This is a genomic window from Cupriavidus sp. MPR-AND1C (assembly GCF_058809705.1).
The window spans coordinates 30,824-43,242 of record NZ_JBXASU010000040.1 but is presented as its reverse complement, the minus strand read 5'-3'; the positions used below and the strand labels follow the sequence as shown (position 1 = coordinate 43,242).

14 protein-coding genes are annotated in these 12,419 nt (G+C 66.6%); 7 read left to right on the top strand and 7 right to left on the bottom strand.

The window, feature by feature from the left end:
* Nucleotides 1-63 precede the first annotated feature (63 nt).
* From AC1RWI_RS21215 to AC1RWI_RS21195, 5 genes are all read left to right on the top strand, one after another.
* The gene (locus AC1RWI_RS21215) at nt 64-477 is read left to right on the top strand and encodes a YciI family protein (RefSeq protein ID WP_043354449.1); all 414 of its coding nucleotides are present in this window, start codon (nt 64-66) and stop codon (nt 475-477) included.
* Nucleotides 478-517: 40 nt separating this feature from the next.
* Nucleotides 518-1,054 carry an SRPBCC family protein gene (locus AC1RWI_RS21210; protein ID WP_492868533.1) on the top strand — a complete coding sequence of 179 codons (537 nt, stop codon included), beginning with the start codon at nt 518-520 and terminating at the stop codon, nt 1,052-1,054.
* 58 nt (nt 1,055-1,112) lie between these two features.
* Nucleotides 1,113-1,529 (top strand): VOC family protein, encoded by a 417-nt coding sequence (locus AC1RWI_RS21205; protein ID WP_043354451.1) that lies wholly within the window; start codon nt 1,113-1,115, stop codon nt 1,527-1,529.
* A gap of 5 nt (nt 1,530-1,534) precedes the next feature.
* Entirely contained in the window at nt 1,535-2,821 is a 1,287-nt protein-coding gene (locus AC1RWI_RS21200; protein ID WP_043354453.1) for an RNA polymerase sigma factor, read from the top strand.
* 217 nt (nt 2,822-3,038) lie between these two features.
* On the top strand, nt 3,039-3,407 hold the full coding sequence (locus AC1RWI_RS21195; RefSeq protein WP_492868531.1) for a calcium-binding protein: 369 nt from the start codon (nt 3,039-3,041) through the stop codon (nt 3,405-3,407).
* 555 nt (nt 3,408-3,962) lie between these two features.
* Here AC1RWI_RS21195 and AC1RWI_RS21190 read toward each other — a convergent pair.
* From AC1RWI_RS21190 to AC1RWI_RS21160, 7 genes are all read right to left on the bottom strand, one after another.
* Complete coding sequence (locus tag AC1RWI_RS21190) at nt 3,963-5,162, bottom strand: ABC transporter permease (RefSeq protein ID WP_492868530.1); 1,200 nt, start codon at nt 5,160-5,162, stop codon at nt 3,963-3,965.
* 3 nt (nt 5,163-5,165) lie between these two features.
* On the bottom strand, nt 5,166-6,374 hold the full coding sequence (locus tag AC1RWI_RS21185) for an ABC transporter permease (RefSeq protein WP_043354457.1): 1,209 nt from the start codon (nt 6,372-6,374) through the stop codon (nt 5,166-5,168).
* Complete coding sequence (locus AC1RWI_RS21180) at nt 6,361-7,056, bottom strand: ABC transporter ATP-binding protein (protein WP_043354459.1); 696 nt, start codon at nt 7,054-7,056, stop codon at nt 6,361-6,363. Before AC1RWI_RS21180 ends, AC1RWI_RS21185 begins: the two co-directional genes overlap by 14 nt.
* Complete coding sequence (locus AC1RWI_RS21175) at nt 7,053-8,261, bottom strand: efflux RND transporter periplasmic adaptor subunit (RefSeq protein WP_492868528.1); 1,209 nt, start codon at nt 8,259-8,261, stop codon at nt 7,053-7,055. The genes AC1RWI_RS21180 and AC1RWI_RS21175 overlap by 4 nt, the downstream gene beginning before the upstream one ends.
* Before the next feature lie 224 nt (nt 8,262-8,485).
* A complete protein-coding gene (locus tag AC1RWI_RS21170) occupies nt 8,486-9,694 on the bottom strand; it encodes an aminotransferase class V-fold PLP-dependent enzyme (protein ID WP_492868526.1) in 1,209 nt (402 codons plus the stop codon).
* Nucleotides 9,695-9,720: 26 nt separating this feature from the next.
* Nucleotides 9,721-10,194 (bottom strand): RidA family protein, encoded by a 474-nt coding sequence (locus AC1RWI_RS21165; protein ID WP_043354463.1) that lies wholly within the window; start codon nt 10,192-10,194, stop codon nt 9,721-9,723.
* A 129-nt stretch (nt 10,195-10,323) separates the two neighbouring features.
* Complete coding sequence (locus AC1RWI_RS21160; RefSeq protein WP_492868524.1) at nt 10,324-11,241, bottom strand: LysR substrate-binding domain-containing protein; 918 nt, start codon at nt 11,239-11,241, stop codon at nt 10,324-10,326.
* On the opposite strand from AC1RWI_RS21160, the gene AC1RWI_RS21155 reads away from it, so the two are divergent.
* Both AC1RWI_RS21155 and AC1RWI_RS21150 read left to right on the top strand, forming a co-directional pair.
* Nucleotides 11,231-11,446: a hypothetical protein gene (locus AC1RWI_RS21155; protein WP_492868565.1), complete on the top strand. Its 216-nt coding sequence runs from the start codon at nt 11,231-11,233 to the stop codon at nt 11,444-11,446. The genes AC1RWI_RS21160 and AC1RWI_RS21155 overlap by 11 nt on opposite strands.
* Nucleotides 11,447-11,499: 53 nt before the next feature.
* Nucleotides 11,500-12,411: a glutamate/aspartate ABC transporter substrate-binding protein gene (locus AC1RWI_RS21150; RefSeq protein ID WP_492868522.1), complete on the top strand. Its 912-nt coding sequence runs from the start codon at nt 11,500-11,502 to the stop codon at nt 12,409-12,411.
* The last annotated feature ends 8 nt before the right edge of the window (nt 12,412-12,419 follow it).

Genomic DNA, 12,419 nt, shown 5'->3' with positions numbered 1-12,419 from the left:
GCGGCGTGCCGCCGCCATGGCTCACCACCGACAACCAGCAACCTCAAGCTAAGGAGAACCGCGATGCGATTCATGATCCTGGTGAAAGCCACGCAAGGCAGTGAGGCCGGCGCGATGCCGGACGAAGGCCTCTTCGCCGCGATGGCGGCGTATCACGAGCAACTGGCCAAGGCGGGCGTGTTGCTCGACGCAGCCGGGCTCAAGCCCACTTCCGCCGGCTGGCGCATCCGCTATGCCGGCGGCCAGCGCACCGTCGTCGACGGGCCATTTGCGCAAAGCAAGGAAATAGTGGCGGGCTACACGCTGATCCAGGTGCGCAGCCGCGAGGAAGCGATGGAATGGGCGCGGCGCTTCCCGTCGCCGCACGGCGAAATGGCCGACGGAGAGATCGAGGTACGGCAGTTGTTCGAGCTGGAGGACTTCGCGCCGAGCCCTGCGGTGGAGCGCTTTCGCGACCTCGACGCCGGCCAGCACTGAGCCCACGAGCCCACCCCAACCTTTGCCCGATCCCGACACCATGCTCAAGCCCATCCTGCTCGCCGCTCTCGGCGCCATTGCCCTGCTGCTGATCTACTCCGCCACACAGCCCGATACCTTCCGGGTTGAGCGCAGCGCCAGCGTCAATGCGCCGCCAGAGCGCGTGTTCGCGCTCATCAACGACCTCCACAATTTCAACCAGTGGAACCCCTATGAAAAGAAGGACCCGTCCCTGAAGGGCACCTACGGCGCCACGCGCAGCGGGCAGGGCGCCGCCTACGCCTGGGAGAGCGAAAAGGTAGGCGTAGGCAGCATGGAAATCGTCCAAACCGAGCCGGCTGCCAAGGTCACGATGCGGCTGGATTTCATCAAGCCGTTCGAGGCGCACAACACCGCCGAATTCACGCTCATGCCGCAGGCCGATGCCACCAAGGTGACGTGGTCAATGCAAGGCAGCGTGCCGTACTTTGCCAAGTTGGTGCATCTCGTCTTCAATATGGACAAGATGGTGGGCAAGGATTTCGAGCAAGGGCTGGTCAACCTGAAGACGCTGGCCGAGGCGCCGGCCGCTAGGTAAGCGGGGCAACCCGCCGAGCCTCCGCCCAATCACGCGAAACCGAATCCAAGGACGAATCATGCATAAGCAAATCTACCTGAACCTCGCCGTGGCCGACCTGCAGCGCTCGCAGGATTTCTTCAAGGGCCTGGGATTTACCTTCAACCCGCAGTTCACCAACGACGACGCCGCTTGCATGGTGATCGGCGAGAACATCCACGCGATGCTGCTCAAGCATGCATTCTTCAAGACCTTCACCACCCGCAAGCTGTGCGATACCTCCGAGAGCACCGAAGTGCTGATCTGCATCTCCTGCGAGAGCCGCGCCGAGGTGGACGCCATGGTCGCCAAAGCCTTGGCCGCCGGCGCAACGGCGCCGCGTGCGCCGCAGGACCACGGCTTCATGTACGGGCACGGGTTCGATGATCTCGACGGGCATATCTGGGAGTTGGTGTATATGGAGCCCTCGGCACCCGGCGCGACCAGCGCGGCTTGAAACACATGGCGACGACGACACCGACGCACCGGGCGATCGAAGCCGTCTGGCGGATCGAATCCGCCAAGGTCATCGCCCACGTTGCGCGCGTGGTGCGCGACGTGGGCCTGGCCGAAGAACTGGCGCAGGACGCCCTGGTTACCGCGCTGGAGCGCTGGACCGAGACCGGCGTGCCGGACAACCCGGGCGCCTGGCTGATGACCACGGCGAAGAACCGCGCGCTCGACCACTTGCGCCAGCAAGCGCTGCACGCCCGCAAGCACGAGCAGATCGGCCAGGATCTCGAAGCGATGGAGGCCCACGTAGTACCGGATTTTGTCGATGCGCTGGATGCCGCGCGCGAGGATGACATCGGCGATGACCTGCTGCGGCTGGTTTTCACCGCCTGCCACCCGGTGCTTTCCACCGATGCGCGGGTCGCCATGACGCTGCGCCTGCTGGGCGGGCTGACCACCGAGGAAATCGCGCGGGCCTTCCTGACCCCGGAACCCACCATCGCCCAGCGCATCGTGCGCGCCAAGCGCACGCTCGGCGCCGCGCGCGTGCCCTTCGAGGTACCTGGGCCCCAGGCACGCGCACCGCGCCTGGCGTCCGTGCTGGAAGTGATCTACCTGATTTTCAATGAAGGCTACTCCGCCACCGCTGGCGATGACTGGATGCGCCCCGCGCTGTGCGAGGAGGCCCTGCGTCTGGGCCGCACCCTGGCCGGCCTGGCGCCGCAGGAAAGCGAGGTGCACGGCCTGGTGGCGCTGATGGAGATCCAGGCCTCGCGCACGCATGCACGGGTCGATGCGCAAGGCCACCCGGTGTTGTTGCTGGAACAGGACCGCAGCCGCTGGGACCACCTGCTGATCCGACGCGGGATGGCGGCGCTGGCGCGCGCGCAGGAGCTGGGCGGGGCGCTCGGCCCCTACGCCTTGCAGGCGGCGCTGGCCGCCTGCCACGCCCGCGCCACCGCCGCGGCCGATACCGACTGGGCGCAGATCGCCGCCATCTACGACGCGCTGTCGGAGGTGGCGCCCTCACCCGTGGTGGAGCTGAACCGCGCGGTGGCGCTCGGCATGGCTTTCGGCCCCGAGGTTGGCCTGGAGCTGGTGAATGCGCTTCTCACCGAGTCCTCGCTGGCGAAGTACCACTTGCTGCCCAGCGTGCGCGGCGACTTGTTGTACAAGCTCGGCCGCTTCGACGAGGCCCGCGCCGAATTCGAACGCGCCGCCGGCATGACCCGCAACACCCGCGAGCGCGAGTTCTTGCTGGGGCGGGCGCGGGATGCGGGGACTCCCCGGCCGTGACCCGCCAGCGCGCGTGGCTGCGCGTCACCACCGCCCGCCTGGCAAAACACTAATATCGGATACCGAAATAACTCAATTCCCCAATGCCGGAAAGCCGACGATGATCTTAGCCACGGGCCCGGGGGATCGATTGCTCCCGATCTCTGCGCAAGCCATCCGGCCGCCGACGACCGCAGGACCGGCAGGCGATACCATCGAAGTGTTCCAGGAGACGCTAATGATTCCACGGCTACTGTCGACTGCCAGCCTGGCGCTGGTCGCATGCTTTGTATCCGGCACTGCCGGCGCGCAACAACCCGCGCCACAACCCGCGCCACAACCCGCCCCCCAGGCGGCGCCGCAAGCGCCCATGAATCCAAAGGAAGCCAAGGCGAAATTCGCCGAGAAGTTCGCTGCCGCCGATACCAACCACGACGGCAAGCTGAGCCGCGAGGAAGCCGAGGCCGGCATGCCGGAGGTCTACAAGAACTTCGACAAGATCGATACGAGGAAGAAGGGGGCGATTACGCAGAAGCAGATTGGCGCGTACTTTGCGGCCAAGGCCAAGCAGAAAGCCGCTGCGCAGAATCCGGGAAGCCTGAACTGACCTGGCGGCGCCGGCAGGGAGCTTGCGAGCTGAAATGCGTCAAGGTTCCGCCGGCTGCGCACGGCGGGACAGCATCGAAAATGCGGGTCCCTGATGACAGAGATCCCCGGAAAACTGGCCGGATCAAGGCCAGTGCCGGGGAGCTTTAATGATTCCTTGATTCCTTGATTCTCTTTATACCTTTGATACCGGACAACGATGAAGGATCTTTGTTGTCCTTTCAGTCAGGTCAGGAGATTGAAGGCGAACCCTAGCGCAATCGCGCCGCCGAGCGCCTCCACTGCTGCCAGCGCGAGAAGGTTCTTCAGAATGAAGCTTTCGTCCTGCTTGGTCACCATGGTGTTGTCTCCTGGAGTCGGAATCCCACGGCTGGAATGTGGTGGCAAGCTAAGCAGTGCCAATCCACACTCGAGCCACGTCTTGATTCGCTTCCAGTAGACCGCAACCCGGAGCCGGAGAGAAGCTGGCATAAACCCCTATTCAGGCAGCCGGAGGACCGCTGGCCCGGAAGCTGAGAAAGCTGCGGTTCGGGTTTTGGTTTCTGGGTTCTGGTTTCTATTCGGAGCGTAAGGCCTCCTGCGGGGCAAGCCGCGCCGCCCGGCGTGCCGGCAGCACGCCGGCAGCCAGACCGATCACCACCGCCACCAGCTCAGCCAGCATGGCGTAGGACCACGGTGTGTGGACTGGCAGCGCCGGCAACACCGCCGCGAGCACCAGCGCGATGCCCCATCCCAGCAGCAATCCGATCATGCCGCCGATAGCGGCGAGCAGCGCGGCTTCACCAAGAAAGAGGAGCATGACCTGTGCCTCGGTCGCCCCGATGGCGCGCAAGAGCCCGATCTCGGATGTGCGCTCGGCCACAGCGATGGTGAGAATCGTGAGGATTCCCACGCCGCCCACGATCAGCGAGATGGCGCCGATCGCTGCTACCGCGAAGGTGATGGCATCGAGCACGGTGCCGAACACCTCCAGCATCTTTTGCTGGGGGGTGACGGTGAAATCCTCGGCACCATGACGCGCGCTCAACAGGCGCTTGATGCCGTCCTCTACGTCGGGGAGCGCAGCGGTGGGATCGTAGGTGACCTCGATCTCGACCAGGCTTTCCCGGTTGAACAGGTCCAGGGCACGGCCAGCCGGTATATAGACCGTATCGTCCAGGTCGAAGCCCAGCATCTGGCCCTTCGCTTCCATCACGCCTACCACGCGATAGCGTTCACCACCTACGCGGATGCGCGCGCCCAGTGGGTTGTCGCCGCCGAACAGTTCGCGCGCCACTCTTGCGCCCAGTACCGCCAGTGTTCGTGCGGCGCGCGGATCGTCATCGGGCAGGAATTGCCCGGCTGCCACGCGCATGCTCAGCGCTTCAGTGAACCTGGGCCCGACACCATACAGCGTCACTCGCCTGCTCTTGCCGAGGTAGTCGACTTCAGCATTGCCCTGCACCAGTGGGTTGGTCACGCGCACGTGGGGGGCATGGCGCAGGGCGATGGCGTCTTCGATCGTGAGCGGGCGCACGGTGTTGATCGACCCGAGCGAAGCGCCGTGGGTCTGGGTGCGGCCTGGCGTCACGCCGATCAGATTGGTGCCGAACTGGGTGAACTCTTCAATCACGAAGCGATGCAGCCCTTCGCCGATCGAGGTCAGCAAGATGACCGCGGCGATGCCAACGGCAATGCCCAGTGCGGTGAGCGAGGTGCGTAGCCGGTGAGCAGCCAGCGAGGCGAGGGTGAAATGGATGAAGTCTGCATGGCGCATGGGTCATCGTCCCGACAGGGCCAGCACCGGATCCAGCTTTGCCGCGCGTTGGGCCGGTGCCACGGTGAAGGCGATGGCGGTCACGACGGCGATGGCCGGCGCCCCCAGCAAGGCCCACCAAGGCGGTGTGAAGGGAATTGCCGGGTAGAGCTGCACGGCAAGCCTGCACGCGGCTTCGCCCACCGCCAGACCCGCGGCCACGCCACCTAGCGCCAGCAGTACGGCTTCGGTGAGGAAGAGCAGCCGGATGTGGCCGGCGGTGGCGCCGAGCGCCTTGAGCAACCCGATTTCGCGTTGCCGCTGGGTCACGGCAATCAGCATCACGTTCATGATGAGGATGCCGGCCACGGCAAGACTGATGGCCGCGATGCCGCCCACCGCCAGCGTGAGCGCGCGCAGGATGCGGTCGAACGTGGCGAGCACCGCGTCCTGTGTGATGACGGTCACGTCGCGCTTGCCTTCGTGGCGCTGGCGAATGATCTCCTCGGCGTCGGCCTTGGCGCCCTGAATCTGCTCGCGGGTCTTGGCCTCGATCAGAATGCGGAACAGCGAGTCGGTGTTGAACAGGGCCTGGGCCGCGGACAACGGAACGATGACCAGCTCGTCCGTGTTGAAGCCCAGCGATTCACCCTGGCCGGCCAGCAGCCCGATCACGCGAAAGCGCCGGTCTCCGATGCGCAGCCACTCACCCAGCGCCTGGCGCGTGCCAAACAGCTCCATCGCTACCCTGGTGCCGATCACACACACGGGCTGGCCGTGGTGTGGATCGCCCTCCGGCAGGAAGCTGCCCTGGGCTAGCGCCATATGGCGCACCGCCAGCAATTCGGCGGTGGACCCCAGCACCGGCGCTTCGCGTCGCCGCGCGCCGACATGCAGATCCGCGTTCCCGACAATGAGCGCAGCGATGCGCGCGACGGCGGGACTGCGCCTGAGCGCCAACGCATCGTCCAGCGTCAGGTCGCGCGTGGTTGCGCCCAGCACGATCCCCGGCGCTGCGCCGGCCGTTTCGCTGCGCCCGGGCAGCACGATGACGAGGTTGGTGCCAAGTGCGCCGAACTGGTTCACCACGTATAGCCTCGCCCCCTCGCCGAGCGCGCTCACCGCCACCACGGCGGCAACGCCAATTCCCATGGCGAGCAGGATCAGCAGGCTGCGTGAGCGGTAGCCGCGCAGTACTTGCCAGGTGAAGTCGAGAACGTCAGTGAGCCGCATGGCTATCCTGCCGCGCCTCGTCACCGGCAATGCCGCCGTCCACCATGCGCAGCCTGCGCCGGGAGCGGGCGCCGATTTCCGGGTCGTGCGTGACCACGATCAGCGTTGCCCCCTGTGCATGCAGGCCTTCCAGCACCGCCATGACTTCCTGGCCGGTATGCCGGTCCAGGTTGCCGGTGGGCTCATCGGCGAGAATGATCGCCGGGTGCATGGCCATGGCACGCGCGATGGCAACTCGCTGGCACTGCCCGCCCGAGAGCTCGTCGGGCCGGTGCCTGGCACGGTCTTGCAGGCCGTACTCGCCGAGCAGCGCGTCCACGCGGCGCCGCCGTTCGGCCGGGTCCATCCCGGCGAGCACCATCGGCAGCTCGATGTTCGCGGCGGCGGTGAGGCGCGGCACCAGGTGAAAGAACTGGAATACAAAGCCGATCTTCTCACGCCGCAGGCGCGCCAGTTCGTCGTCCGGGAGAGCGGTTACGTCGTGGCCGCCCAACCGGTAAGTCCCGGTATCGGCGCGGTCCAGCAGGCCCAGGATATTGAGCAAGGTGGACTTGCCGGAACCCGATGGGCCCATGATGGAAAGGTACTCTCCCTGAGCAACCGCCAGGTCGATGTCATGAAGCGCGTGCACAGCCTCGCCGCCCAGCGCGAATGTCCGCCCGATGCCGTCGAGCCGGATCATTTTGCTTGTGTCTCCGCGGTAGCCGGTTCTGCCTCGACGGCGGCGATGCCCGCCTGGAGACCAATCCGTTCCGGCGAGGTGACGACGCGCTCGCCGCGCCTGAGCCCCGCGGTCACCTCGGTGAACTCCGCGTTGGCAATCCCGGGGCCGATGGTGCGCGCTTCCAGCCTGCCGGCGGGGTTCAGCACCAGCACGCGGTTGCCGGATGCCAGCGCCGTGGTAGGGATGCGCAGCGTCTGGTCGCGGGCATCGGTCACGATTTCCACGTCGGCGCTATAGCCCACCAGGAGATGGCGGACAAGGTCGGGACTGTCGAACTGGACCTCGACCTCGACGGTGCGGGCCTGCTTCTCCAGCGCCAGGACGTAGGGTGCGACACGCCGCAACCTGCCCTCGAAATGCCTGCCGCGATAGGCATCCAGGGTGACCCGTGCCGGCATGCCTACCTGCAAGCGTGCCGCGTCGATCTCGTCGATCGGTGCGGATACATAGAGGCACGAGTCGTCGATCAGGTCCACGGCAGGCAGCGTCGGGATGCCGGGCGGCGAGGGCGTCAGGTACTCGCCAATCTCGCCGTTGACTTCGGCCACCACGCCGTCGAAAGGCGCTTTCAGCACCGTGCGCGCAGTATCCGCGCGCGAGGCGGCGATACGCGCCCCTGCCTCCTTCACCTGCGCCCTCGCGGATTCGCACGCGGCACGCCTGGAGTCGGCGTCGGCATCGGTCCGCTCCACCGCCTGCGGCGAGACGAAGCCTTTTGCCACCAGTTCCCGCGAGCGCCTCGCGTCGCTTGCCGCCACCTTGGCCAGTTCGCACACTTCGCGCGCGTGCGCGGTGGCTGTCAGCAACTGGTGTTGCGAGAGTTGTTCGCGCGCGACCAGGTCTTCGTTCCAGAGGACGAGGAGTACCTGGCCAGCCTTCACGCGATCGCCCTTGTGGATATTCAGCACCTCGATGCGTCCGGCCGCCGGCGGCGCCAGTTTCGCCCGCCGGCAGGCTGAGACCGCGCCCGCCCGGGTGTTGGCGACAGTGGCCTCGACGCGCCCCTGCTCGACCCTGGCCGTCAATACCGCTACCGGCTTGGCCCGGGTTGCGTACCAGCCTGCGACAACGAGGCCAACGAGTATCGCCACGACAATCGCGATGCGCCTGACGAGGCGGTTGCGCGTCAGCGTTCCTGGCGGAGACAGGGGCTTGTCTGGCATAGGGCAAGAGATGCGAAGACGTCGGGTGCGAATGCTGCGATGCATCAGCCTCACCGTCCACCGTCCGGCAGTCTCTGTATCCTAGCCCGTCGCGCCACCAAGCGCCACATTAGGCATCTGCCCCGCCGCCTCCCAGGGGCATTGGACGTTCGCCTGAATTGGCTAGCATGACTGGCCTCGATGCCGCACGATGCGCAGCACGATGAAAGGCCCGGTCCGGCGCCCTAGCGTGCCAGCGCCCGCAAGCCCTCCAGCAACCTCCCGATCTCCGCCTCGGTGGTCAGGTAGCTGACCGAGGCGCGGGCGATCTGGCTGAGTCCGCGGGCGTGCATATCCAGGGGGGTATAGGCGGCGCCGTTGCTGCCGATCACCACGCCCTGTGCCGCCAGGCTATGCTGCACCGACACCGGGTCCTGGCCGGCCAGGTTGAACGCCACCAGTCCGGAGCGCTCGTGGCCCTGGTCCAGCACCGTCACGCCGGGTATGGCGGCCAGTTGCGCACGCAGCGCCTGCGCGGTGGCATCGATCCGCGCACGGATGTTCTCAAGGCCGATCTCCAGCGCTTCCTGCAAGGCGTTGGCCAGGCCGCAGCGCAGCGCCATCGATGCTTCCGCCGATTCGAAGCGGGCCGCGCCGGCCCGCAGCACCGGCTCGCCGCGCGCGTCCAGCGGCGCGGAGTACGTGTCGACGAATGCCGGCGTGAGCCGGGGCAGGAAGTCCTGGCGCACATACAGCAGGCCTGTTCCCCTTGGGCCACGCAGCGCCTTGCGCCCGGCGCCGCTGAGCACGTCGCAGCCCAACCGGGCTACGTCGATCGGCAATTGCCCCACCGCCTGCGCGGCGTCGATGAAGTAGGGGATGCCGTGGCGCCGCGCTACCTTTCCGATGGCCGCTGCCGGGTTGATCAGCCCGCCGTTGGCCGGCAGCCAGGTCAGCGCAATCAGGCGCACGCGGTCGTCCAGCATGGCCTCCAGCGCCTCGGGATCCACCGCGCCGCTGCTATCGGACGCAATGGCTTCGATCGACGCGCCCGCGCGCTGCGCCGTCAGGCGCATGGTGGCGAGGTTGCCGCCCCATTCGTGGCGCCCGACCAGTATCCGGTCGCCGGGTTGCCAGGCTCCCAGGGCGGCGAACGCGGCGCCCCAGCCGGGCGAATTGCCCGTGGTCAGCGCGATCTCCGCCGGCTGGGCGTTGAGCAGTTGCGCGGCGAGGGTACGCGCGCGTTCCGTTTGTTCGCGCGCCGCGACGCCGGCTTCCATGGGGCCCAGCATGGCCTCGCGCTGCAGATGGCTGTAGATCGCCGCGAGCGTGGCTGCTGACGGCAGGCTGGCGCCGCCGTGGTTGAAATGCGTGGTGCCTTGCGCACCGGGGGTAAGGGCGCGCAAGGCGTCGATGGCGGCAGCGGTGAGGGGGGCAGCGGTACGGGCTGGCATGGGGGTTCCTGGGATGCGCGTCCGGTTCAGGCCGGGGTCAGCGAGATGACCGCTTCGACTTCCACGGCGACGCCAGCAGGCAGCGAGGCCACGCCCACGGCGCTGCGCGCATGGCGGCCCGCATCGCCGAAGACCTGCACCATCAGGTCCGACGCACCGTTGGCGATGGCGCTCTGGCGATTGAAGTCCGGCGTACAGGCCACGAACACGCCCAGCCGCACCACACGGGCCACCCGGTCGAGCCGGTCACCCGTGGCCGCGGCGATCTGCGAGAGGATGCCGAGCGCCGACAGCCGCGCCGCCCGCACGCCGTCTTCGTCCGAAATATTGTCGCCCAGGCGGCCCAGGTACGCGGCCTGGCCATGTTCGCGGGAGATCTGGCCGGAGATATAGAGCTGGTTGCCGTCCTGCACGAACGATACATAGTTGGCAGCGGGCGCGGCCGCGGCTTCCAGGGTCAGCCCGAGTTCGGCCACGCGGGCGGAGAGGGAGAGGGTCATGTGGCTTGCGCGGGAAAGAGATTGGGAAGGCCCATCCTATCGGCTTGGTGGCCGGGAAACCAATCAATTCTTGCTTCGCCACACATGAGCAAAACTAATCCGTGGGTGACCACGCGGCGCCACGCGGCGTCAGGTGCCGTCCAGCGCATCCTCGGCGGCCACCGCCGTCAGCCAGCCACGGAATGCCGATGCGGCCTCGCCCAGCGCCCCGCGCGGCGCGACCAGCCACCAGCCGATGCCGGGATCCTCCAGTACCGCGTCGGGCAGGGCCTGCACCAGCGCGCCGCTGGCCAGTTGCTGGGCGATCAGGCGGTGGCGGCCCATGGCGATGCCCTGGCCGGCAAGCGCCGCTTCCACCACGATGTTGTAGTCGTGCAGATGCACGGTCTGCGCCTGGCTCAGGTCCAGGCCAAAGCGGCGCGACCAGGCATCCCACTCGAACGGCTGCCGGGCATGCGACGATAAAAACGCAAAGCGCAGCAGGTCCTGTGGCTTGGCGGGCCGGTCCGGCCCGGCGATCAGGCCGGGCACGCAGACCACCGACAGGCGCTCCGGCATCAGTTGCTGCGCCTGCACGCCCGGCCAGGCGCCGCGCCCGTAGCGGATCGCCACGTCAACCTCGCCGCCGGCCACATCGGCCAGGCCGATGTCGGGCCGCAACTGCAGGTCGATGCCGGGATGCGCCAGCGAGAACGCCTGCAAGCGCGGCGCCAGCCAGCGCGTGCCAAACGACGCCAGCAGCCCCACGGTCAGCGTCGTGCGCGCCGTGCCGGGCGCCCGTACCTGCTCCGTGCCATCGCGCAGCAGCGCAAATGCCGCGTGCACCTTGGCGTAGTACGCCTGCCCCGCGGGCGTCAATGCAACGGCGCGCGCGCGCCGCTCGAACAGCGTCACGCCCAGGTCGCTCTCCAGGCGCTGGATATGGTGGCTGATGGCGCTTTGTGACACAAAAAGCTCTTGCCCCGCCAGGCTGAAGCTCAGGCGCCGGGCGGCGGCTTCGAACGCGCGCAGGGTCACGAGAGGCGGCAGGGATCGCATGGAACGCATGAGGCTGAGTCGAAAGCTGGAGGCGAGCGCGCCATGCTACGCCTGGTTGCGCAAGCCTGCTGGTTCCGTCATGCCTCAAAACGAGGCCGGTCATGCACCATTTGTATCGCCTTATTTGGTGCGCGATGCGTCTGTTACTTCATTTTTCCAGAAAAAATACATATGTTTCATGGTTATCCATGATGGAACAGTTGTTGCTCATTGAATAGCATTCAAACGCGATGGCCCGTCGCATGTCTGCTAAACAAGGAGCGATAAATGAAAGCTGTGAAAGCCACCTGCCTCGGATTGGCAATGCTGGGAGCGACGCTTGGCGTGGGGGCGGTCCAGGCCTCGGATGTGACTGCCAGCCCGACACTGGCCCGGATCAAGGAGTCGGGAACGATCACCATCGGGCATCGCACCACCTCGATCCCGTTTTCCTACTACGACAGCAACCAGAAGGTGATCGGCTATTCGCAGGACATCTGCGACAAGGTGGTGGCCGAGGTCAAGAAGCAGGCAGGGTTGTCCAGGCTTGACGTGCGCATGGTGCCGGTCACGTCGCAGAACCGCATATCCCTGGTCCAGAACGGCACGGTGGACCTGGAGTGCGGGGTCACCACCAACCTGAAAGCGCGCCAGCAGCAGGTGGCGTTCTCCACCACCTTCTTTGTTGCCGGCACGCGCCTGCTGGTCAGGAAGGGCGGCCCGGTCCACGACTTCCCGGACCTCAGCGGCAAGACCGTGGTCACCAACGCGGGCACCACGTCCGAGCGGATCCTGCGCAAGCTCAACGACGACAAGAAGGCCAACATCACCGTCCAGAGCGCCAAGGACTACGGCGAGTCGTTCCTGATCCTGCAATCGGGCCGCGTCTCTGCTTTCATGATGGACGACGTGCTGCTGTCGGGCGCGAAAACGCTGGCGCCGAACCCGGCGCAATGGGAAGTGGTCGGCACGCCCCAATCGTTCGAGGCCTACGGTTTCATGATGCGCAAGGACGATCCCGAGTTCAAGAAGCTGGTCGATGGCGTGATCACCGGCCTGATGAAGAGCGGCGAGATCAAGGGCCTGTACGACAAATGGTTCAGCAAGCCGGTGCCGCCAAAGAACATCAATTTCGAGTTCCCGATGAGTGCCGCGGTCAAGAAGGCTTACGACCAGCCCAGCGACGAAGCGTTTGAGTAATCCCGTAC

Excerpts from the sequence above, each read along its gene's own strand:
- AC1RWI_RS21215 (WP_043354449.1), top strand. The coding sequence starts at position 64 with ATGCGATTCATGATCCTGGTGAAAGCCACGCAAGGCAGTGAGGCCGGC.
- AC1RWI_RS21210 (WP_492868533.1), top strand. The coding sequence starts at position 518 with ATGCTCAAGCCCATCCTGCTCGCCGCTCTCGGCGCCATTGCCCTGCTG.
- AC1RWI_RS21205 (WP_043354451.1), top strand. The coding sequence starts at position 1,113 with ATGCATAAGCAAATCTACCTGAACCTCGCCGTGGCCGACCTGCAGCGC.
- AC1RWI_RS21200 (WP_043354453.1), top strand. The coding sequence starts at position 1,535 with ATGGCGACGACGACACCGACGCACCGGGCGATCGAAGCCGTCTGGCGG.
- AC1RWI_RS21195 (WP_492868531.1), top strand. The coding sequence starts at position 3,039 with ATGATTCCACGGCTACTGTCGACTGCCAGCCTGGCGCTGGTCGCATGC.
- AC1RWI_RS21190 (WP_492868530.1), bottom strand. The coding sequence starts at position 5,162 with ATGCGCCATGCAGACTTCATCCATTTCACCCTCGCCTCGCTGGCTGCT.
- AC1RWI_RS21185 (WP_043354457.1), bottom strand. The coding sequence starts at position 6,374 with ATGCGGCTCACTGACGTTCTCGACTTCACCTGGCAAGTACTGCGCGGC.
- AC1RWI_RS21180 (WP_043354459.1), bottom strand. The coding sequence starts at position 7,056 with ATGATCCGGCTCGACGGCATCGGGCGGACATTCGCGCTGGGCGGCGAG.
- AC1RWI_RS21175 (WP_492868528.1), bottom strand. The coding sequence starts at position 8,261 with ATGCCAGACAAGCCCCTGTCTCCGCCAGGAACGCTGACGCGCAACCGC.
- AC1RWI_RS21170 (WP_492868526.1), bottom strand. The coding sequence starts at position 9,694 with ATGCCAGCCCGTACCGCTGCCCCCCTCACCGCTGCCGCCATCGACGCC.
- AC1RWI_RS21165 (WP_043354463.1), bottom strand. The coding sequence starts at position 10,194 with ATGACCCTCTCCCTCTCCGCCCGCGTGGCCGAACTCGGGCTGACCCTG.
- AC1RWI_RS21155 (WP_492868565.1), top strand. The coding sequence starts at position 11,231 with ATGGAACGCATGAGGCTGAGTCGAAAGCTGGAGGCGAGCGCGCCATGC.
- AC1RWI_RS21160 (WP_492868524.1), bottom strand. The coding sequence starts at position 11,241 with ATGCGTTCCATGCGATCCCTGCCGCCTCTCGTGACCCTGCGCGCGTTC.
- AC1RWI_RS21150 (WP_492868522.1), top strand. The coding sequence starts at position 11,500 with ATGAAAGCTGTGAAAGCCACCTGCCTCGGATTGGCAATGCTGGGAGCG.